The organism is Mesorhizobium sp. M1365, assembly GCF_040317865.1.
Lineage (GTDB): Bacteria > Pseudomonadota > Alphaproteobacteria > Rhizobiales > Rhizobiaceae > Mesorhizobium.
Map to the genome: position 1 here is coordinate 57,414 of NZ_JAMYLG010000023.1, position 20,425 is coordinate 77,838.

The following is a 20,425-nucleotide window of genomic DNA, read 5'->3' on the forward strand; positions in this document are numbered from 1 at the left end:
CCGAGCAGCGCCACCCTCGAACCTCCGCTCTGGCCCTGTTCCTGTCGCGAAGCTGCCGGACAGCAAACGGCCCCATAACAGGACTTTGATTGTCTTCGCGCTGAGCGTCAGCAGTTGGCGCTACCGCGACCTTTCTCAGGAAGGCTGCACACCGACGCGATCTTCCTTTCGCCTTGCGCAAACCTCCCTTCCGAGTGAGGCGCTCAGTGCGTCGGCTTGGTCGATTGAGGCACTTCTGAGTGGGACAACAACATCGAAAAACATTGGAAAAGATTTGAATACTCTTAAGTCCCACTGATCTCTAACCAATTGATTTGGATGCCTTTCTGAATACCCTCCGGGCCCACCAAGATCTTTGATTTTAGTGCGAAAAAGTGGCCTCGGCCCAAAACGTTTTGGGCCGATTATGGGCCCAACAAAAAAGGGCGGCCGATAAGCCGCCCTGCACCGGTCCGAATTGAAACCATTCACTTGATGACGCGAAGCGGTGTCCGCTGCTTTATGGCGTCGCGTTTCGCCTCCCGCTCGTTGATCGCGCGAGCGATATCGACGGCCATCCGCTTCTTGTTGGCTTCCCGTACGTACGCGTCCGTCACCGTCATGGAGGAATGTCCCATCGCTTCCATAATGGCGCGTGCCTGGATGTTGCATTCGGCGAGATACGTGCCGAAGGTACGCCGGAGCCCGTGCAGGGTGTAGCCCTCCGGAATGCCGGCCTGCTTGTTCCAATGTGCCATCATGCCGGTGAGGCTTTTTTCCGCAAACGGACGCCCATAGCCATTCCTCAATACCGGTCCACCTTTCGAACGGTCTAGCGGCTCCAGAGCCTGCGCCAGCTTGTCCACGACGGGGATAAACACTTCCCTGCCGCCGTGGCGGTTTCGGTTCTTTTTCTGCCGGAACTCGAAGGCCTCGATCAAAACCAGCGAGCCATCGAACAGTTCGATTTCCTCGCTGACCAGATCTTCCCATTCCAGTGTGGCGATATCGCCGCGTCTATTCCCGAGCCAGAAGCCGAGGGCATAGCAGGTGCGCGCCGCCGAGCCGACCGCATGGCGCGCCTCGAACTTTTCACGAATGGCCATCGGCCACCCGGGATTGGCCGTCGATTTGGGAATGCGAACGCGAATTGACAGCGAAGGATCGTCCTGCGGCTTGATCCACTTCTCAACGTCAATCGCCACCCAAAGGAGCTTTTTGATCGCTACCAGCAGGTGCTTTGCGACTGTCCGTCTGGTGCCAAAGACGCCTTCGATAATCGCACGCAGACGGTCGGCATCGAGATGCTCGATCGGCGTGTCGCGCCAGGTCAGCGGATAGGCGGGATCGACCTTCATCTCAAGGAAGCGTTCAATAAGCCGAGCATTCTTCTGCTGGGTCGCTTGGTCGAAGTCCAGCCATTCCATCGTCGTTTCAAGTCGGCGGGCAGCATGACCGAAAGTCTTTGGCAACGCCCGTCCAGGCAAGTCGATGATCACGGCCTTCTGACTCTGGCCTTGAGTTGCCCGTCCATAGGCGGCTTCGAACTCTGGATCACCCGGCCGGCCTGGAAGCCGAATTTCGGGCTTTCCCTTGCCGCGGTAACGATAGACGAGTTTACCGCCTTTTAGGCGCGACGAGACTCCGGGATATTTGTCATCCTTGAATGGCCGGCCCATTAAGCCCTCCTTCCAGCCTTCTGCTGTTCCAAGCGCCGGGGCACCTCGATCGTCGCCGGAGGCGAAGGGCCTTTGCTCTCCATGGCGACCCGAAGGAGCAACGGGTAAGGGAAGCCCCTGCCTTGCTCAATGCCTTCAAATGTGCGCTTGGGTATCCCAAGCACCTTGGCTGCGGCTTCGGCCGTGAATCCTGCCTTGGCGCGCCAAATTTTAACTTCTTGCGCAAGCTTTTCACGATCGTTCACGTCGCGTGTTCCGTACGAGCCCGCGACTTTATTACGCCAGCAGCGTATGCGCAAGCTGCCTATTCTATCTCCTTGCTTCCTTTTTGCTCCGCTCCAAAAGCTGTTGCAGACCGTTGTTTTTGTCGGGTAACGAGGTGAACGCGATGTCGAGCGCTACACGGTCCCAGACGGCCCGACTGTTGATGTGTTTAGGTCTCGGCATGCGCCCGTCAGCAACCATCTCTTCAAAAAGCGTCGATCCGACACCGACGTAGCGTGCGGCTTCGTCGCGAGAGAGTCCTCTCGGCGGATAGGAAATCGCGTCACTCTTCATAGACGCTGCCTCGGAGATATCGGCGCGCAAAAGCCGCAGCCGCGCGAAGCCAAAATAGGCAGTTGCTTCGGCAGCTTCGTGGCAAAGAAACAGGGCTATGTTGCCATGAGTGCAACCAGATCCGCATATCCATATCATCCCAACAGGGCGAGATCATCCTGCCATAATAGGATGTGGCTTTGTGCGGAAGCTGCCTCAATAGTTCGTTCGGCAAAAGCGAACAGCGACGTGTAAATCGGACAAATGATACTCACAGAATATTCCGCTGCAAATGTGGGGGGCCGAGTCGCTAGACCGCTACATCGCAAGACCCCCTATCGAGGAGGCGTTCTTTTGCTATCGTCGGCAAGCGGCCTGACAACAAATCGAGATCGAGCAACCACGAACTCGAAATTGCGAGTCGGGACGATGATGGACTGGACGGACTGATCCGGAAAAGATAATAAAAATCAAAGCTTAATGGGATTTAAGTTGGCGATGCAGTACCAAATGCAGTACCGCTGAAGCGCAGCCGATGATGTTTTCAGGGTCGTAGGACGGACTTGCCGTTGCGAACGTCGGCGCGACAGAGCACTTGCGGAGCCCGTGGTCGCAGAGGTTGCCCGAATGCACATTCGAGACCGGCTGAATCCCAGTCCGCGAGGTCTGCGGCGGCGCGATATGTGCTCTCCAAGAAGACTATGAGGCTTGCTTCCGGATCGGTAACTCTGCGGATCGCATAAGGCAGCAGGTATTCTCCAAGTCGTAGTGGGCGGCGTCGGCAAAGATCTTCGCCGCCGCGAAGCCTTTTGGTAGGGCGGTGGAGCGGTCGACTTTCCGGCCTTCTATTCCTAAGCCTGTCCGAAACCGCTGCTCCTCTGACGCGTCTCCTTCGCACGGACCCGTCGCAGCCCTCTTGGTGCGCGGACGCGCGATGCGCACTCTTCGGCGCTCCGATCCGTTTTTCTAGCGCGAAGCTGACCTGCGCAGTACGACCGGAAGTCACAACTTGTGGCCCCATGACAGAGTTGACAACTCTCTGCTGGTCAAAAACCTTCAAAGACGCCATCATGCAACAAGAATTGCAAGGATGTGCATCGTGGACGAGAAGGTCGAGGCTCCCAAGGACTATGAGGATCTCATCCGCGTGATACACGACCGGTATGATGGGATGAGCAAGTCGTACCAGAAGATTGCGTTGTATCTCACCCAAAATCCGAATGACGTCGCGGTGCGATCGGTGAACTCGATCGGGGAAGGCAGCGGCGTTCACGCGTCCAGCTTCGTCCGATTTGCCCAAGCATTGGGGTATGAGGGGTTCAAGGACCTGCAGAGCCTCTTCCAGAAACGATTGTCCACCGCGGCTCCCGGCTTCGAAGCCCGCGTCAAGGCGTTGGAGAAGGAACTGGGGGAGCGGACGGATCGCAGCGAGATGGGATTCATGCACGATCTGGTCGTCCGTGACATCGCGTCCCTGAAAGAGATGCTCACCGGTATTCAGCCCGAGGATCTGGCGGAAGCCGTTAGCCTGCTCGAGAAGGCCGACGTCGTCTATCTGATGGGACAACTTCGCTCGGCACCGGTCGTCGAACTCCTTCGCTATATACTGACCATGCTGGGTAAGCGCTGCGTGCTCCTGGATCCGGGCGGCGGACTGGCCACGCATATGGCCCGCGCGATGCGGAAGACGGACCTGCTGTTTGCGGTGTCGTTCCGCTTCTATGCGAACGAGGTCGTCAATGTTGTGGAAGAAGCCGCGGGGAGAGGTATACCCATCGTGGCGATCTCGGACAGCACGCTGTCTCCATTGGCCAAGAGCGCGCGCGTTCTCTTCGCCGTTCCGGAGCACGAATACACTTTCTCGCGCTCGCTGGCGGCTCCTATGTGTCTTGCCCAGGCTTTGACCGTGGCCTTGGCGGCCAGGCTTCAGAACAACGCAGTCAATCCCCGCATTCCAACGGTTACCGAGCGGTAGGGACTCCAAACCGCGAAACCTGTCGCAGCACCGGCGATCCTCCGGCCGTCGATTCTCAATCGGTGTCGGAAGGTTAAAACGCCATCGCCTTTTCAGGCACGGCCATGGGGCCGGATGCGGCACCAAGGACTGTCTGGTCGTAATCCACCACCGAACCTGTCATGAGCCCGGCATCGTCCGAAACAAGGAAGTTTACCGCCCGCGCGACCTCGCGGGGGTCGATCAGGCGCCCGAAGGGCAGGTTTGCGACCGCTTTCGCTTCCCAATTGGAATCGCCCGTCTCACTCGCCTGTAACTCCCGCTCATGGTCGGAGGCCATCCAGCCGACATCAAGCTGGTTGACGCGGATGCGGTTCTTCATCACGGAAAACGCCGTGTTGCGGGTCAGCGTCGCCAGCGCCGCCTTAGTGGCACAGTAAACGTTGATGAAAGGCTGGCCGGCATGTTCCGAGATCGAGCCGATGTTGCAGATGGCGCCTTCAATGCCGTCGCGGATCATGCGGCGGATGGCCTCCTGCATCAGGAAGTAGGGTCCGCGCACGTTGACGGCGAACAGGGCGTCGAAAAGTTCGGGCGAGGTATCGAGGATGGTGCCACGGTCCGTGCGGGCACCGGCGTTCACCAGCACATGTATCTTGCCATAAACGCGCTCGGCCTCCGCCATCACGCTTCGGCAATCTTCGACTTTGCCGAGATCGGCCTTGACAAAGTGGACAGGCACGCCGGTGTCGTGCGTGATCGCCTCGGCCGCGGCACGGCCCTTCGCCTCGTTGCGGCCGAGAGTGACAAGACCGGCAGCGCCGGCTTCCGCCAGCCGGCGCGCAATGGCCGCTCCCAACCCCTGCGTTGAACCCGTGACAACGCAGACCTTTCCATCCATGCGATTCATACTTCAGCTCTCCACAGTGTAGCCAGCCGCGGCCATGACGCGCCGCAATTCCTTATGCCCGATCTTCGCCATTTCGAGTGGCGGACTTTTGACGGGATCCTGCTCGGCTTCAACGACGAACCAGCCTTCGTAACCGTAGGAGGCCAGCCGCTTCACGATCGCCTCGAAGTCGAGCGAGCCGTCACCGGGTACGGTGAAGGCCCCCTTTACCACTGCGTCGAGAAAACTTTCCCGGCTGCGGTCGAGCCCGTCCACGACCGCTTGGCGGATGTCCTTGGTGTGTACATGCGAAATGCGGGCGTGGTGCTTGTCCACCACCCGCAGCACGTCGCCGCCGGCAAAGGCTATATGGCCGGCATCGTAGAGCAGGGGCAGACCCTCGCCGGAATGCTTCATCAGCAGATCGACGTCCTGTTCGCTTTCGATCGGCGCGGCCATGTGGTGGTGGTAGCAAATCGGCATGCCCTGACCCGCGCACCATTCGCCGAAAGTGGTGAGCTTACGGCCGTAGGCCTTGATCTGATCGTCGTCGAGACGCGGGCGCATAGCCAGCGGCGTTCCGCGGTCGCCCTGAATGGTGCGACCCGTCTCGCCATAGACGATGCAGGGCGCGTTGGTCGCCTTGAACAACTCCATCTGCGCGGCGATGCGGTCCTTCTCTTCATCGATATTGCCGACCAGCAAGCGGCCGGAGAACCAGCCGCCACAGACGCTCATGGCATGCTGCCTCAGGATGGGCTCAAGCACGGCCGCGTCCATCGGGAAGCGGCGGCCAGTCTCCATGCCGGTGAAGCCGGCCTCACGGGCCTGCCGCAGGCACTCCTCCAGCGAGACGTCGTCGCTCAGTTCGGGAAGGTCGTCGTTCCACCAGGCGATCGGCGCGATGCCAAGCTTGGCTCTCATCGTCATCTCCAATCATGATTTTCGAATGCTGCTGGCGGCCTGCGCAGCGACAAAAAACTGCCGGAACAATGCTCAGGGAGTTTTGCATCGTTCCGGCAGGGGACGCCCCCGCGCGCCCGAACGGTTCAGACACCCACGCGCTGCTTCTTGCGACCTTCGGTTTGCGCGGCATGCGCGTCGCGGACCTGCTGGCGCCCGCTGATCTCGGGCACGCCGACGTCCCACCATGCATCCCCGGGCGTCCAGCTGAAGGCGTCGGATACGATGGCAATGACGGTGGTTCGGTCGGTGGTCTTCGCCCATTCGATCGCTTGGCCGAGATCGGCAAGGCTTTCGACACGCCGCGCCAGCGCGCCCATGGCTTCCGCGTGCTTGGCGAAGTCGACCGAGAACGGCTCCTTGACCCGGCAGTCCTTGATAAGGTTATTGAAGGAGGCGCCGCCCTTGGCGTTCTGCAGCCGATTGATCACCGCATAGCCGCCATTGTCGCATACCACGAGAATCATCTTGTGGCCGGCGAGCACCGACGAATAGATGTCGGAGTTCATCATCATGTAGGTGCCGTCGCCGATCATGACGATCGGCGTGCGGGTAGGGTCGGCCATGGCCGCGCCCCAGCCGGCAGAGATTTCATAACCCATGCAGGAGAAGCCGAACTCGCAGTCGAAAGTGTTGGGTTCCTTCACCCGCCAGTTCTTCATCACCTCGCCGGGCAGTCCGCCGGCCGCGGTGATCAGCAGGTCACGCTCGCCCGCCTTGGCGTTCACCACGCCTACGACCTGCGCATAGGTCGGGACCGGCTCGTTGGTCGGCTTCTGGAAGCCGTCAAGCATCGTGTTCCACTTGGCGAACTCGATGCGACCCTTGTCTGTCCAGGCCCTCTCCGCTTTCCAGTCGCCGAGGGCACCTTCGAGTTCGCTCACCGTCTCCAGCGCGTCGCCGACGACGGCGAGCGCCCGGTGCTTGGTGGCATCCCAGCGTGCGGCATTGATCGAGACGAACTTTGCGTCGGCCGAGAAGGCGCTCCAGGATCCGGTGGTGAAGTCCATGAGCCGTGTGCCGACGGCGATGATCACGTCGGCTTCCGCCGCCAGCGCGTTGGCGGAGGTTGAGCCGACGATGCCGATCGGTCCGACATGCGCGGGGTGGTCGTGCGTAACCGTGCCTTTGCCGGCAATCGTCTCCGCGAGCGGGATCCCATGCCTTTTGGCGAAATCGCCAAGAACCTTCTCGGCACCCGAATAACGCACGCCACCACCCGAGATGATCAGCGGCCGCTTTGCGCCTTTGAGGAGGCGGGTCGCTTCGGCGAGCCGGCTGCGATCGGGCCGGGGGCGCGGCACCTCATTCACCGTCTGTTCGAAGAAGGCTTCGGGATAATCCCAGGCGATCTCCTGCACATCCTGCGGCAAAGCGATGAAGGCAGGCCCGCAATCGGCCGGATCAAGCAGCACCGCAACCGCCTGCGGCAACGACGAGATGATCTGCTCGGGATGGACGATGCGGTCCCAGTAGCGCGTGACCGCCTTAAAGGCGTCATTGACGTTGATGGTTGGGTCGCCGAAGTGCTCGACCTGCTGCATGACCGGATCGGGCCGGCGACTGACGAAGGTGTCGCCTGAGAGCATCAGCACCGGCAGCCGGTTCGAATGGGCGACACCCGCCGCCGTCACCATGTTCAGCGCACCCGGACCGATCGAGGTCGCCGCAACCATGATCTGGCGCCGGCGCTTCGCCTTTGCAAAGCCGATCGCTGCAAGCGCCATCGACTGCTCATTCTGGCCGCGCCAGGTCGGCAGCACGTGCTTCACCGCCTCGAGTGCTTCAGAAAGGCACGTCACGTTGCCGTGCCCGAAGATGGCGAAGACTCCCGGAAAAAGCGGAACTTTCTCGCCGTCGACGACCGTGAACTGGTTGCACAGATAGCGCACGAGCGCCTGTGCCATGGTCAGACGGACGGTGGCCCTGGTCATCTTTGTCTCCTCCCTAACGACGGTCTTTCCAAATCTATACGGAATGCCCATTGACAAATCAATATGTTTGCAACGATCATTGCAAAAATTCAAACCGGGAGGATTTCTTGCTCAGGATTGCTGTGCTCGGCTGTGGTCGGATAGGTAGGATGCATGCGGCAAACATCGCCGCGCATCCCCGTGCGGAACTGGCCACCGTCTATGACATCGACGAATCGTCCGCGGAGGCTGTCGCGGCGCGGCACGGCGTTCGCGCTTCGGGATCCGCCGACGAGGTATTTGCCTCGGCAGATGTAGATGCGGTCCTTGTCGCGACGGTGACTGACACGCATGCCGACTACATCGAAAAGGCGGTGGCCGCTGGCAAACCCGTGCTCTGCGAGAAGCCGATCGATCTTAGTCTGGAAAGGGTGAACCGTTGCGCCGAAGCAATTTTGTCCAAGGGCGTGCCGGTCCAGATCGGCTTCAACCGACGTTTCGACCCCGGTCATCGTGCGGCGTGGAACGCCGTACGATCCGGCGAGATCGGCGACCTGCACCAGGTCATCATCACCTCGCGTGATCCTGGCATGCCGCCCCGTTCCTACTACGAGGTCGCGGGCGGGCTTTTTCGCGACATGACGATCCACGATTTCGACCTCGCCCGCTTCATGCTGGGAGAGGAGCCGGAGGAGGTGTTCGCCATAGGAGGCCGGCTGATCGACCCGGCGATGATGGAGGAACTAAACGACTACGACAGCGTCATGGTCGTGATGCGAACCAAAAGCGGCAAGCAGTGCCACATCAACAATTCCCGCACCTCAACCTATGGATACGACCAGCGCGTCGAGCTTCTGGGCAGCACCGGCATGGTGATCAGCGGCAACCGGAAGCCTCATGAGTTGCGCCGTTACTCGGCCGCGCGGGCCGAAGCCACCACGCCCTACCTCGACTTTTTCATCGAGCGATACCGCGAAGCGTTCGATGCCGAGATCGACGCCTTCGTTACCTGCGTCGAGAAGGCCGAGCGGCCGCTGGTCGGTTTCGAGGACGGGCGCCGCGCTCTGGTCTTGGCCGAAGCGGCGATGAAATCGGCGGTCGAAGGCCGCTCCGTGAAGGTCAGCGAGATCGGATAAGCCATGTACGCGAAATACGGATTGTTTATCGATGGTCGTTGGCGACCGGCGTTCGGAAATGCCACCTCCACGGTCCTGAGCCCGGTCACAGAAGAGTCACTTGGGAATGCGCCATCTGCCGCCTTCGTCGATACCGAGGAGGCTCTGGAAAGTGCGGTCCGCGGCTTCGCCGCCTGGAAAGTCAAAAGCGCCTTCGAGCGGGCTGACGCGCTTCACGCCATCGCCGACGAGATGATCCGCCGCAAGGACGAAGCGACGCGGATGATCTCGACCGAGACCGGCAAGCCAATCGCCCAGTCTGAGCGGGAATGGGGACTCTCGATCGACCAGTTCCGCTGGTATGCCGAAGAGGCGCGGCGCATCTATGGTCGAGTCATCGAAAGCCGCGTACCGGGCGGCCGGTTTGAGGTCCTGCGCGAACCGGTCGGGGTTGCGGCAGCGTTCACGGCCTGGAATTTTCCGGCTGCTCTGGTTGCCCGCAAGGTGGCGCCGGCGCTAGCTGCCGGCTGTTCGACTATCATCCGTCCGTCGAGCCAGACTCCCGGCGTGGCGATGGTGATGGTCGACTGCATGCGCGCCGGCAGGCTTCCTGCCGGCACGGTGAACCTCGTCATCGGCCTGACGGACACGACTTATGCGCCCATCATGGCTTCGCCTGCTGTCCGCAAGGTATCGCTGACCGGCTCCACTCGAGTCGGCCAGCAAATGATCCGCGATGCCGCCGACACGGTGAAGAAGGTGTCGATGGAGCTTGGCGGCAACGCGCCGCTGATCGTCTTCGACGATGCAGATCTAGACACTGCGCTCAACCTGTCGGTGCCAACCAAATACGCTAATGCCGGGCAGGTCTGCGTGACGCCTGATCGCTTCTTCGTCCACGAAAGCCTCCACGACTCTTTCGTCGAAGGCTTCGTCGAACGCGCAAGAGCATTGAAGCTGGGCGACGGCCTCGACCCCTCGGTTCAGATGGGACCGCTAATCAGCGACCGCCGGCTTGCGGAGATCGAAGCCATCGTCGACGACGCGGTGGGGGCCGGAGCAAAAGTAGCGACCGGAGCTGGTCGCGCCGCCTCGTTCAATGCGGGCCATTTCTATGAGCCCACCGCTCTCAGTGACGTTACCGACAACATGACGGTCTTTGCCCAAGAGAACTTCGGACCCATCGCGGCGATCGCCAGATTCAGCTCCGACGACGAGGTGCTCGCGCGAGCAAATGCTTCGCCGGTGGGGCTTTCGGCCTATGCGTTCACCCGCAGTCCAGACAGGGCCAGGCGAGTTGTCGCGGAGCTCAAGGCGGGCATGGTGGGCATCAACAGCTTCGCTCTTGCCGCGTCCGAGGCTCCGTTCGGCGGCACGAAATATTCCGGAATGGGTCGCGAAGGCGGCAGCGAAGGTATCGGTGACTACCTCGACACCAAGCTTGCGCAGATCGTGTTCTGAGGAGGCCGCCTTGATCAAGAACGAGCTCAAGCAGATCTGGGCCGAAGGGCGGCCCACGATCAATGGCTGGCTTTCGATCGGCAATCCATTCACCGCCGAGATCATGGCCGCGCAGGGCTATGACAGCGTGAGCATCGATGTCCAGCACGGCGCGCTCGACTATTCGATGCTGCTTCCGATGTTCCAGGCGATGCGTGCATCCAGGGTGGTGCCCATGGCGCGCGTGCCGTGGCTGGAGCCGGGCATCATCATGAAGGTGCTGGATGCCGGCGCCTATGGCGTGATCTGTCCCATGATCAACACGCCGGAACAGGCGGCTCAGCTCGTCAGCTACCTGCGCTATCCGCCGGCCGGCCAGCGCAGTTTTGGGCCGACGCGTGCCAACTTCTCGGCGGGTGCCAACTACGCGGCCGAGGCCAATGACGAGATCCTGGCTTTCGCCATGGTCGAGACCGCCGAGGCAATGCGCAATCTCGATGCGATCGCCGCAACGCCAGGGCTCGACGGCATCTATGTCGGTCCCGCAGACCTGACCTTCAGCCTGCACCAGGGGCGTCTCGCGCCGTCCTTCGATCGCGAGGAGCCTGACATGATCGCCGCTCTGCGGACGATCGTTACGGCCTGCAAGAGGAACGGCAAACGCGCCGCGCTCCATTGCGGCACGGCCGACTACGCCGCACGTGCCGTCGAATGGGGTTTCGAGATGACAACCATCTCGGGTGACTCCCGACTGCTTGCCTCCGCCGCGCAGGCAAGTGTCGCTCGCTTCCGCGAATTGACGGGTGCGAAAGCCGTCCCGGCCGAAGCCGGCAAGGGAGGCTATTGATGCCCCACGTCCTGGTCGCCGGAAAGCTTCATCCGAGCGGCATCGAACTTCTCGATGGGTCGCCCGGCGTCACCTACGACTATGTCGAAGATGTCTCCGAGCCAAGCTATGCACCTCTGATCGGCAAGGCCGATGGTCTCGTCATCCGCACCCAGCCCTTGTCGGCTCCGACCGTCGCACGCGCCGAGAGACTGAAGATCGTCTCGCGCCATGGCGTCGGCTACGACGCCGTGGATCTGCCTTCTCTCAACGAACGTGGTATCGCGCTGGCGATAGTCGGCGACGTGAATTCGGTGTCGGTGGCCGAGCACGCTATGATGCTGTTGCTGGCGGCAACCAAGCGGCTCATCCGCGCGGATCGTTCGGTCCGCGACAACGAATGGGGTTGGCGCAACCGGCTGGAGCCAAACGAACTCGCGGGCAAGCGACTGCTGATCCTCGGGTTCGGCCGGATCGGCCGCCACTTGGCGCGCATGGCGGCAACATTCGGCATGAACGTGCGCGCATATGATCCATTCCTTGCAAGGCAAGGCTGGCCGGAGGGGCCGGTCGCGTCGGTGAGCGACTTGCAAACGGGACTCGCCTGGGCCGATGCGATCTCCGTCAACGTACCCAAGGCCGAGCGCCCGGTGATCGGGCCAATGGAACTCTCGGCGATGAAGCCGACTGCCGTACTCATCAACACTGCGCGGGGCGGCGTGGTCGACGAGGCGGCGCTGATCGCGGCGCTGCGAGAGCGGCGCATCGCCGCAGCCGGTATCGACGTCTTCGACGATGAACCGCCTGCCGCGAACCATCCGCTCTTCGGCTTCGACCAAGTGATTCTGACGCCGCATATAGCCGGGCTCACCGCCGAATGCGGAGAACGCATGGCGATCTCGTCCGTGCGGAACGTGCTCGATTTTTTCGCCGGGCGGATTGACTCGGCGCTGGTGGTAAACGGAGCCGCGTTGAATGGCCGGTGAAAAACCTCAACTCAGAATCGGCCTGATCGGCACCGGCTTCATGGGCAAGACCCATGTGTTCGGCTTTGCTGCCGCACAACGTGTCTTCGATCTTCCCTACGAACTGGTGCTCCACACGGTTGCGGACAGAACCGATGACCTCGCCGCGCAGGCGGCGCAGGCCTTGGGGTTCGCGCGGGCGAGCGGGGACTGGAGGCGTCTGGTCGAGGACTCGGAGATCGATATGATCGATATCACGGCGCCGAACGCCTTCCACAAGGAGATGGCGCTCGCCGCCATTGCCGCCGGCAAGCACGTCTATTGCGAGAAGCCGCTGGCGCCCGTTGCGGCGGATGCCCGACGGATGGCCGAGGCGGCGGAAGCGGCCGGCGTCAGGACGCAGGTCGGGTTCAATTATCTCTGCAACCCGCTGCTCGCGCTGGCGCGGAAGATGATCCGCGCGGGCGAGTTGGGCGAGATCCGCAGCTATCGCGGCATTCACGCCGAGGATTACATGGCGGATGCGGAAAGCCCATTTACCTTCCGGCACGATCCTGTCGGCGGTGGCGCATTGGTGGATCTGGGCAGCCATGCTCTGGCCACGGCGGAGTTTCTGCTTGGCTCGGTGGAACGGGTCCTCGGCGATTCCGTCACCGTCATAGCGAGCCGTCAGGATGGCCGAGGCGGGCGCCGGACCATCGAGGTCGACGACATCGGTCGCGCATTTCTGCGTTTTGCCAATGGTGCATCCGGCAGCATCGAAGCGAGCTGGGTCGCCACCGGCCGCAAGATGCAGCACGATTTCGAGGTCTATGGCACCAAGGGGGCGCTCGTCTTCAGCCAGGAGCGCTTCAACGAGCTGCATTTCTACAGCACGGCCGATCCCGGCGGCCGGCGTGGCTTTCGGCGCATCGAGGCCGGTCCGGATCACGATCCCTATGGATTCTTCTGCGTCGCACCAGGCCATCAGCTCGGCTTCAACGATCTGAAGGCTATCGAGATTGCGCGGTTCGTCGATGCGATCGCCGGGAAGCGAGACGAGTCTTTCGGCTTCCGGGCCGGCCAACGCATCCAGGAACTCGTGGAGGCAATTCAGGGCTCGGCCCGGGAGAGCAAGTGGCTGCGAACAGACTGATGCGAGGGAGAGTTGGTCGCCGCCCCGCATGCGTCTGAAATAAACGTTGCATGTTTGTACATTTTGCAATATAGATTGCAGCCGGAGAGAGGTACGTCGGCTGAGTGCTCAAGTCGACGTCGCACAGGGAGGAGAATGTGTCTGTGCTGGACGTACGAAGCGTCTCGAAAAGCTTTGGTGCTATCCGCGCCTTGTCAGATGTTAGCTTCGCGGTTGCTGCCGGCGAGGTGGTTGGCCTGATGGGCGACAACGGTGCCGGGAAATCGACCATGGTGAAGCTGATTGCGGGGAACTTCCCACCCTCCGACGGCGAAATCGCGGTGGACGGCAAGGTCTGCCATTTCCACAAGCCGATCGAGGCACGGGGCGAAGGGATCGAGGTCGTCTATCAAGATCTGGCCTTGGCCGACAATCTGACGGCCGCCCAAAATGTCTTTCTCGGCCGCGAGATGAAGAAGGGGTTTTGGCCGCTCCGCGTGCTCGACAAGCAGACGATGATCAACCGCTCGGCAAAACTGTTCGCGGAGCTGAAGTCGGAGACGCGGCCGCGCGATCTGGTCAAAAAAATGTCAGGCGGCCAGCGGCAGGCGGTCGCCATTGCCCGCACCCGGCTATCCAACTCCAAGCTCGTGCTGATGGATGAGCCGACCGCGGCGATTTCCGTCCGCCAGGTAGCCGAGGTGCTGGAGCTGATCCGGCGGCTCAAATCGCAAAATGTGTCGGTAATGCTGATCAGCCACCGCATGCCCGATGTGTTCGCGGTCTGCGACCGCATCATCGTGCTGAGACGCGGCTCGAAAGTGGCCGACAAGGCGACGGAGAAGACATCGCCGGAGGAGATCACCGGCCTAATTACGGGAGCAATCCGTGATGCATAGCCAGAGCGACATGCTGAAGGAAGGCCATGCGTCCATCGGTGATGTGGTCGGCATAATAGAGCAGAGCGTTTTCCAGAAGATGATCGCCAGCCAGGCCTTCTGGGTCGCGATCGCGCTTTTCGTGTTGGTGGTCTTCATGACGTGGCTGGAGCCCAGCTTCGGCACGGTCGACAACGTTACCAACACCACCCGCAATTTTGCACCTATCGCCATCATGGGGCTGGGCATGACGGTGGTGCTGATCACCGGCGGCATCGATCTGTCGGTCGGCTCGGTGATGGGGCTGGTCGCGATCGTCGCCGGCCTGCTGCTCACTTGGCACCAGCCTTGGTATGTGGCGTTTGGCGCGGGTCTGCTCGCAGGCATCGCCTGCGGAGCCTTTAACGGTTTCTTCGTGGCCTATATCGGCATGCCGTCCTTCGTGGTGACGCTAGGCATGCTGTCGATCGCGCGCTCGCTGGCGGTCGTGCTGTCCGGCAACCAGATGCTTTACCAGTTCGGACCCGATGCGCCGATCGTCAAGGCCATCGGCCAGGCCAAATGGCCGAGGCACACGCCTGACGGCTGGGTGCCTCATTGGATCCCGGAACTGTCCTCGCAGTTCTGGGTGATGGTGATCCTCGCGCTCATCGTCGGCTCCGTCTTCATTTTCACCGCCTGGGCGCGCCACCTCTTCGCGATCGGCGGCAACGAGAACGCCTCGCGGATGACCGGCGTCCCCGTCGACTGGATCAAATTCCAGGCCTATGTCTTCTGCGCATTTACCGCATCGATCGCGTCCCTGCTGCTGCTCGGCTACAGCGGCTCGGCCATCAACGCGATGGGAACCGGCTACGAGTTGAGGGTGATCGCCGGCACCGTCATCGGGGGGGCCAGCCTGATGGGCGGCTACGGAACCGCGTTTGGCGCTGTGATCGGTTCGGCCTTCCTCGAGGTCATCCGCAACGCGCTGCTGATGGCCGGGATCGATTCGAACTGGCAGGGCGCCTTTGTCGGGGCTTTCATCATTCTTGCCGTGCTTCTCGGCATGCAGACCTCGGGCAAGTCGCTGCGGGCGACGCTGGAGGGTATGTTTACCTGGAAGCGCAAATAGAATCCGGCGGCCGCAAGCCGTCGGGGATAGTGGACGTCAAAACAAAGTGGAGGAACAGGTGAAAAAATACATTCTGACGGCGGCCGTGGCGTTTTCCGCGCTGATGGCAGGGCAGGCCTATGCCCAGCAGAAATACGTCTTCGCCCTTGTGCCGAAGAACATGAACAATCCTTTCTTCGACCAGGCTCGTGACGGCTGCAAGAAGGCCGAAGCCGAATCCAGCGGCGCGATCGAATGCATGTATATCGGCCCCGGCGAGCATGGCGGCGGCGAGGAGCAGGTGCAGATCGTGCAGGACCTGGTGGCCAAGAAGGTCGACGGCATCGCCGTCGCCCCGTCGAACGCCGCGGCAATGGCCGTCGCGCTTCAGGCCGCCAGGGAAGCGGGCATTCCCGTGCTTACCTGGGACTCGGATGTGCTACCGGAGAACAAGGACCTGCGTGTCGCCTATATCGGCACGCACAATTACGAAATTGGCGTCAACCTCGCCAAGATCGTGCAGACCATCAAGCCGAAAGGCGGTACCATCTGTATCCAGTCGGGCGGAGCTGCCGCGGCCAACCACAATGAGCGCATGAAGGGTATACGCGATACGCTGGCCGGCAAGGAGTCGGCTGCCTCGCCAGGTGATGCCCTGACCGGCCAGAACGGCTGGACGGAAGCACCGGGCTGCCCTCTCTATACCAACGACGACTTCCCTCTGTCGGTTCAGCAGTTCCAGGACTTCATGGCGAAGACGCCAAACCTCGACGCCTTCGTGCCGACAGGCGGCTTTCCGCAATTCATACCGGATGCCAATCGCGCTGCGGTCGAGCCGTACAAGGATAAGATCGCCAAGAAGGAGCTGGCTCTGGTCGTCGCCGACACGCTGCCGGTGCAGATGGACCAGATGAAGGAAGGCCTGTCGCTCGGCCAGGTCGGACAGCGGCCGTTCGAAATGGGCTACAAGACCATGCTGGCGCTGAAGGACATCAAGGACGGCAAGCCCGCGCCGGCCGACCCGACCTACACCGGTCTCGACGTCTGCACCCCCGAAACCGCCGACACCTGCATCGGAAAGTAGGCGGGGGGCGCAACTCTGCGGCGGGCGAGGGATGACTCTTGCCCGCCTTTGCCCCTGAGAGGCGACAACAGACCCATCGAGCGACTGGCTCAAATCGACCGCTGCCGTCAGGCCTCAGAGACGCTCCGCTGGCCACGGCGTGACCATTTTTAGACGAGTGCCGGGAGTGATCCCATTCGGGAGGAGCAATTGAGAAAGATACGATATGCCGTGGTGGGCGCGGGCTGGATCACACAGGAAGCCTTTATGCCCGGTGTGTCCCAGACCGGAAACTCGACAATCACGGCGATCGTCAGCGGCTCGGCCAAAAACGCCGCTAAGCTCGCCGAATTCTACGGCGTGGAACACGTCTTCAGCTATGAGCAGTACGACCAGATGCTCGCATCGGACGTCGCCGATGCAGTTTACGTGGCATTGCCGAACTCCATGCATGCCGACTATGCGATCCGAGCCCTGAGAGCCGGCAAGCACGCGCTCGTTGAGAAGCCGCTGGCCACGACCGAGGCGGAATGCGAGGCGATGATCGCCGCCGCCAATGAGAGCGGAGCGTACCTGATGACGGCGTATCGGCTGCACAACGAGCCCGGCACTGTCGAGGTGCTGGAGCGCATCCGCAGCGGTGAGATCGGCGATCCCCGCATCTTTGCCGCGGTCTTCTCCTTCGTAGCGTCGTCCGACAATCACCGCCTCAAGGCCGCCTATTGGGGCGGTCCCTTGCAGGACATCGGCGTCTATTGCCTGAATGCCGCGCGCCATATCTTTGCCACTGAGCCGATCGAGGCAGTCGCGGTAAGGAGTTTCGGCAGCGCCTCAGTCGGGGAGGTAGAGGAAAGCATTGCCGTGACGTTGCGCTTCCCCGAGGGCCGGCTTGCACAGTTCATTGCCAGCTTCGGCGCGGACAATTCGGATTTTTACCACGTGGCCGGAACGAAGGGGAGCGTAACAGCCGACCCTGGCTTCCGTTTCGAGACTGCCGTGCAAATGAAGCTTCGGCATGGCGACATCAGAACCGAAACGACGTTCCCGCAGACAGACCATTTCGCCGGACAGACCGCGTATTTCTCCGACTGCATCCTGAATGCACAACCGCCTGAAGCCGACGGTGGAGAAGGATTTGCCGACGTGCGCGCCCTGCTTGCCATTGAGCGCGCCGCCAGCACCGGTCAGCCTCAGAAGATAGACACGCCGGCACGGCAGGTTCATCCTACTGCGGATATGATCCGCATCTTGCCTACAACGGACCAGCGGCTGCTTCTCTGACGCGCTTTCGCCCGCGGAGCCGGCCAGGATTCATTGCGAGAAGCGTCTCACGAAACGGCATCGCGTACCGCGTTGTACCGTGCAACCGTTCATGCGGAGGCAGTCACGATCTTGTTTCCGAACGTGCTCGACGGGCTGCGCTGGGTGAAATTCATCCAGGCGGCCGCCGACTCGCACGAGGCCGGAAAAGCCCGGACAACCGGCTGGCTTGACTGAACGCATTGGAATAATACGGAGGTCAACTTGAGTATACGCGTTGGAATTATCGGCGTAGGGGTAATGGGTGCGGATCACGCGCGGATGCTCGCATCACCTCAAGCCCGGCTTGCCGCCCGACGGGAGCATTCCGCGCCCATCATCGCTGCCCTGAAACCATGGTTCGAAAAGCAGCTATCGATGATCTCCTCCGGCTCTGGCCTGGCCGAAGACATCCGGCATGGGCTCGGCCACTGGCAAGGCCTGACCCGCTTCCTGGACGATGGCCGCCTGGAACTCGACACCAACCCGGTCGAAAACGCGATCAGGCCAGTATGCCTGACCAGAAAAAAATGCCCTGTTTGCAGGTCACGAAGTCGGGGCCGAAAATTGGGCGCTGCTCGCCTCCATCGCCACCTGCAGGCTAAACGACGTCAACCCGGTCGCCTACCTCGCCGAAACCCTCGACGCCATCATCAAACGGCCATCCGCAGACCCAGATCGAGGAACTCATGCCCTGGCGATTCCGAAAAACGTCAAACCCAAATCCACAGGCGATCCGCGAGGCGCTCACCCTAAGCTTTATCATTGACGGTCTGACTTGACGTCTGGCCCGAGGGCGGCCTTCGCTACTATTCCGAAACTTAAGGTTTCGCCCTACCGCGTAGTTGGGGTCGGCTGTCTTAAGAGGGCCGCTGCCCAAGGTGCCTACTTCTTAACGCATTGGCGGACTGGTGCGGCCGAGCAAACTTCGCCCACGCCGCAGTCCAGGTCGCGTGAACAAGGTTCCGGCATTTGCGGTGGCTCCAGCGTGACGAAGGGCGTCCTCGGCTCTTCCCCCGGTCTCGCCGTTCTCGGGAGGAAGGCGCCGGGATCACCGAGCGACTTCACATATCGATAGAATGACCGAATGTCGCTCTCCGGCATGACGCGAACGTTGTACCAAGGCATCGGGTGATGTCCGGGTTTTGCCCAAAGGGACATAGGGGCATCAAATCAGGCGGTTGCTTTCCGCAATTTGACGCGCCCGCCGCACCGTGCCGTCGGTGTCGGCGGACTTTCGTCTTGTTGCTTCGTCGCTTCTGATCGTCAGCCGCTTCGACAGGATTTTTCCAGTTTCGACGATTGGCTTGACCGGTATGGCCGGAGCGTCCGGAGTTTTCATGTACCTCATGCTTATTATCCTTTTAGGCAAAAATGAAAGAGAGCGCGGAGCGGCTGTCCGCCCCGGCACCTTGCACGGCGATAAAATTACGGTCGCACGATCCAGGCCAGCAACGCCGGATTAAAATCGGAGTTGCCGGTATAGTCGCGGATCAAAAGCGCGGCGTATGCCTGCCACTGATCCTCGGGGATCTGCTTTTCAATGACCGATGTTCTGAACGCGTCACGCAGGATATTGCAGTCAAAAGTCGAAATCACATCGGCCGATTGATCGTTGTCCATAATGCGGCTCCCATCGAGGGGGCGGGAGTACGATGGACGCTCTCAAGCGCCGGTGCCCATTGTTCTGTGGCCGGCGACAACGGACTGTACGCCCCGCACAGGTGCTTAGCGAATCATTCCGGCGAATTTGCTCGCCGGTGTGCTAGCTCAGCGGCCGGCCTGTTCCCGCCGCTTGGCGTCTTCATCGTTCAGCCGGCCGACCATCTCGTCCGCTTCGCCGGCATTGATGCCGACCATGATCTTGTGATCGGACTCGGCGGGCTGGCCGGTGAAAACGTCGAAAACGGTCCAGCTGTCCGGGCGTTCCATGCGAAACGCGTAGCGGTTTGCCATAGTCGCGTCCTATTCATTTTTGCCGGCACCAATTTGTGTCGATCGGTTCAGGCCTGCACAATGACAAAGACTGCCGCCAGGCCAACGACTGTCCACAGCACCACGCACACCTTCAAAGCCAGGCCCCCGTGCCGTGAGATGCCCTCCCGCATGCGGGGTACCCCGTTCTTCATTCTCCTGCCCGGCGTGGCCGCAACGCCGACCGGCGGCTTGACCCTAAGTCTGCCGAATACCGGAAGCAGCGTCGGCTCACGCACGGGCTTCTCCGGACGCCAAGGTCTCAGTATCCCATGCTGCCGCCGCCACCGCCGCCGCCACCACCAACTGCCGGTGCGGCATCCCGAGCCGGAATGTCGGTGATCATCGCTTCGGCGGTGATCAGAAGGGCGGCGATCGAGCCGGCGTCCTGCAGCGCGGTGCGCACCACCTTTGCCGGGTCGACGATGCCGGCCTTGATCATGTCGGCATAGACCTCGTTCTGGGCATCGAAGCCCTGATTGTGATCCTTGCTGTCGGCGAGCTTGCCGACGACGATCGAACCTTCGACGCCGGAATTCTCGGCGATCTGCCGGATTGGCGCTTCAAGGGCCCTGAGCACGATCGAGATGCCTGCCGTCACATCGGCATTGGCTCCGGTCAGCCCCTTCAGCACAGCCTTGGCGCGCAGCAACGCGACGCCGCCGCCGGGAACGATGCCTTCTTCGACGGCCGCGCGCGTGGCGTTCAGCGCGTCGTCGATGCGGTCCTTCTTTTCCTTGACCT

23 protein-coding genes and 1 pseudogene are annotated in these 20,425 nt (G+C 61.4%); 12 read left to right on the plus strand and 12 right to left on the minus strand.

Annotated elements, in window-relative coordinates; translation table 11 throughout:
- Positions 1–467 precede the first annotated feature (467 nt).
- From NKH04_RS22175 to NKH04_RS22190, 4 genes are all read right to left on the minus strand, one after another.
- Positions 468–1,658 carry a tyrosine-type recombinase/integrase gene (locus NKH04_RS22175; protein WP_352541476.1) on the minus strand — a complete coding sequence of 397 codons (1,191 nt, stop codon included), beginning with the start codon at positions 1,656–1,658 and terminating at the stop codon, positions 468–470.
- Positions 1,658–1,903, minus strand: a complete 246-nt coding sequence (locus NKH04_RS22180) for a helix-turn-helix domain-containing protein (protein ID WP_352541475.1) — start codon at positions 1,901–1,903, stop codon at positions 1,658–1,660. Before NKH04_RS22180 ends, NKH04_RS22175 begins: the two co-directional genes overlap by 1 nt.
- Positions 1,904–1,967: 64 nt before the next feature.
- Positions 1,968–2,216, minus strand: coding sequence for a helix-turn-helix transcriptional regulator (locus NKH04_RS22185; RefSeq protein ID WP_352816193.1), 249 nt, complete (start codon positions 2,214–2,216; stop codon positions 1,968–1,970).
- Between the two features lie 523 nt (positions 2,217–2,739).
- Complete coding sequence (locus tag NKH04_RS22190; protein ID WP_352920909.1) at positions 2,740–3,267, minus strand: DUF5996 family protein; 528 nt, start codon at positions 3,265–3,267, stop codon at positions 2,740–2,742.
- 27 nt (positions 3,268–3,294) lie between these two features.
- Between NKH04_RS22190 and NKH04_RS22195 the strand changes: the two genes are divergently transcribed.
- Positions 3,295–4,170 carry a MurR/RpiR family transcriptional regulator gene (locus NKH04_RS22195; protein ID WP_352449995.1) on the plus strand — a complete coding sequence of 292 codons (876 nt, stop codon included), beginning with the start codon at positions 3,295–3,297 and terminating at the stop codon, positions 4,168–4,170.
- Positions 4,171–4,243: 73 nt separating this feature from the next.
- Here NKH04_RS22195 and NKH04_RS22200 read toward each other — a convergent pair whose 3' ends face one another.
- From NKH04_RS22200 to iolD, 3 genes are all read right to left on the minus strand, one after another.
- A complete protein-coding gene (locus NKH04_RS22200; protein ID WP_352541473.1) occupies positions 4,244–5,059 on the minus strand; it encodes an SDR family oxidoreductase in 816 nt (271 codons plus the stop codon).
- Between the two features lie 3 nt (positions 5,060–5,062).
- Entirely contained in the window at positions 5,063–5,962 is a 900-nt protein-coding gene (iolE, locus tag NKH04_RS22205) for a myo-inosose-2 dehydratase (protein WP_353044966.1), read from the minus strand.
- Between the two features lie 125 nt (positions 5,963–6,087).
- Entirely contained in the window at positions 6,088–7,935 is a 1,848-nt protein-coding gene (gene iolD / locus NKH04_RS22210) for a 3D-(3,5/4)-trihydroxycyclohexane-1,2-dione acylhydrolase (decyclizing) (RefSeq protein ID WP_352541472.1), read from the minus strand.
- Between the two features lie 107 nt (positions 7,936–8,042).
- Between iolD and iolG the strand changes: the two genes are divergently transcribed.
- The 11 genes and pseudogenes from iolG to NKH04_RS22265 form a co-directional block, all read left to right on the plus strand.
- Entirely contained in the window at positions 8,043–9,050 is a 1,008-nt protein-coding gene (gene iolG, locus NKH04_RS22215; protein WP_352541471.1) for an inositol 2-dehydrogenase, read from the plus strand.
- Positions 9,051–9,053: 3 nt separating this feature from the next.
- Positions 9,054–10,490 carry an NAD-dependent succinate-semialdehyde dehydrogenase gene (locus tag NKH04_RS22220; RefSeq protein WP_352541470.1) on the plus strand — a complete coding sequence of 479 codons (1,437 nt, stop codon included), beginning with the start codon at positions 9,054–9,056 and terminating at the stop codon, positions 10,488–10,490.
- Positions 10,491–10,500: 10 nt separating this feature from the next.
- Positions 10,501–11,316, plus strand: coding sequence for an HpcH/HpaI aldolase family protein (locus tag NKH04_RS22225; protein WP_352541469.1), 816 nt, complete (start codon positions 10,501–10,503; stop codon positions 11,314–11,316).
- Positions 11,316–12,281, plus strand: coding sequence for a hydroxyacid dehydrogenase (locus NKH04_RS22230; protein ID WP_353044967.1), 966 nt, complete (start codon positions 11,316–11,318; stop codon positions 12,279–12,281). Before NKH04_RS22225 ends, NKH04_RS22230 begins: the two co-directional genes overlap by 1 nt.
- The gene (locus NKH04_RS22235) at positions 12,271–13,395 is read left to right on the plus strand and encodes a Gfo/Idh/MocA family protein (protein ID WP_352920917.1); all 1,125 of its coding nucleotides are present in this window, start codon (positions 12,271–12,273) and stop codon (positions 13,393–13,395) included. Before NKH04_RS22230 ends, NKH04_RS22235 begins: the two co-directional genes overlap by 11 nt.
- Positions 13,396–13,532: 137 nt before the next feature.
- Positions 13,533–14,273 carry an ATP-binding cassette domain-containing protein gene (locus NKH04_RS22240; RefSeq protein ID WP_352686825.1) on the plus strand — a complete coding sequence of 247 codons (741 nt, stop codon included), beginning with the start codon at positions 13,533–13,535 and terminating at the stop codon, positions 14,271–14,273.
- Positions 14,266–15,366 carry an ABC transporter permease gene (locus tag NKH04_RS22245; protein ID WP_156937342.1) on the plus strand — a complete coding sequence of 367 codons (1,101 nt, stop codon included), beginning with the start codon at positions 14,266–14,268 and terminating at the stop codon, positions 15,364–15,366. Before NKH04_RS22240 ends, NKH04_RS22245 begins: the two co-directional genes overlap by 8 nt.
- A 58-nt stretch (positions 15,367–15,424) precedes the next feature.
- Positions 15,425–16,429: a substrate-binding domain-containing protein gene (locus NKH04_RS22250; RefSeq protein ID WP_352541465.1), complete on the plus strand. Its 1,005-nt coding sequence runs from the start codon at positions 15,425–15,427 to the stop codon at positions 16,427–16,429.
- Between the two features lie 210 nt (positions 16,430–16,639).
- Positions 16,640–17,689, plus strand: coding sequence for a Gfo/Idh/MocA family protein (locus tag NKH04_RS22255; RefSeq protein ID WP_352541464.1), 1,050 nt, complete (start codon positions 16,640–16,642; stop codon positions 17,687–17,689).
- A gap of 72 nt (positions 17,690–17,761) precedes the next feature.
- Complete coding sequence (locus tag NKH04_RS22260) at positions 17,762–17,905, plus strand: hypothetical protein (protein WP_353044968.1); 144 nt, start codon at positions 17,762–17,764, stop codon at positions 17,903–17,905.
- Between the two features lie 96 nt (positions 17,906–18,001).
- Positions 18,002–18,489, plus strand: a pseudogene (locus NKH04_RS22265) (IS66 family transposase); the annotation flags it as partial.
- A gap of 386 nt (positions 18,490–18,875) precedes the next feature.
- Here the strand turns inward: NKH04_RS22265 and NKH04_RS22270 are convergent.
- From NKH04_RS22270 to NKH04_RS22290, 5 genes are all read right to left on the minus strand, one after another.
- Positions 18,876–19,058 (minus strand): hypothetical protein, encoded by a 183-nt coding sequence (locus NKH04_RS22270; protein WP_352541463.1) that lies wholly within the window; start codon positions 19,056–19,058, stop codon positions 18,876–18,878.
- 77 nt (positions 19,059–19,135) lie between these two features.
- Positions 19,136–19,330 (minus strand): hypothetical protein, encoded by a 195-nt coding sequence (locus NKH04_RS22275; RefSeq protein ID WP_352541462.1) that lies wholly within the window; start codon positions 19,328–19,330, stop codon positions 19,136–19,138.
- Positions 19,331–19,477: 147 nt separating this feature from the next.
- Entirely contained in the window at positions 19,478–19,663 is a 186-nt protein-coding gene (locus NKH04_RS22280; RefSeq protein WP_352920922.1) for a hypothetical protein, read from the minus strand.
- Between the two features lie 47 nt (positions 19,664–19,710).
- Entirely contained in the window at positions 19,711–19,920 is a 210-nt protein-coding gene (locus tag NKH04_RS22285; RefSeq protein WP_352920924.1) for a hypothetical protein, read from the minus strand.
- A 23-nt stretch (positions 19,921–19,943) separates the two neighbouring features.
- Positions 19,944–20,425 (minus strand): TCP-1/cpn60 chaperonin family protein (locus tag NKH04_RS22290; protein ID WP_353044969.1); only part of this gene is annotated, 482 nt, incomplete at its 5' end.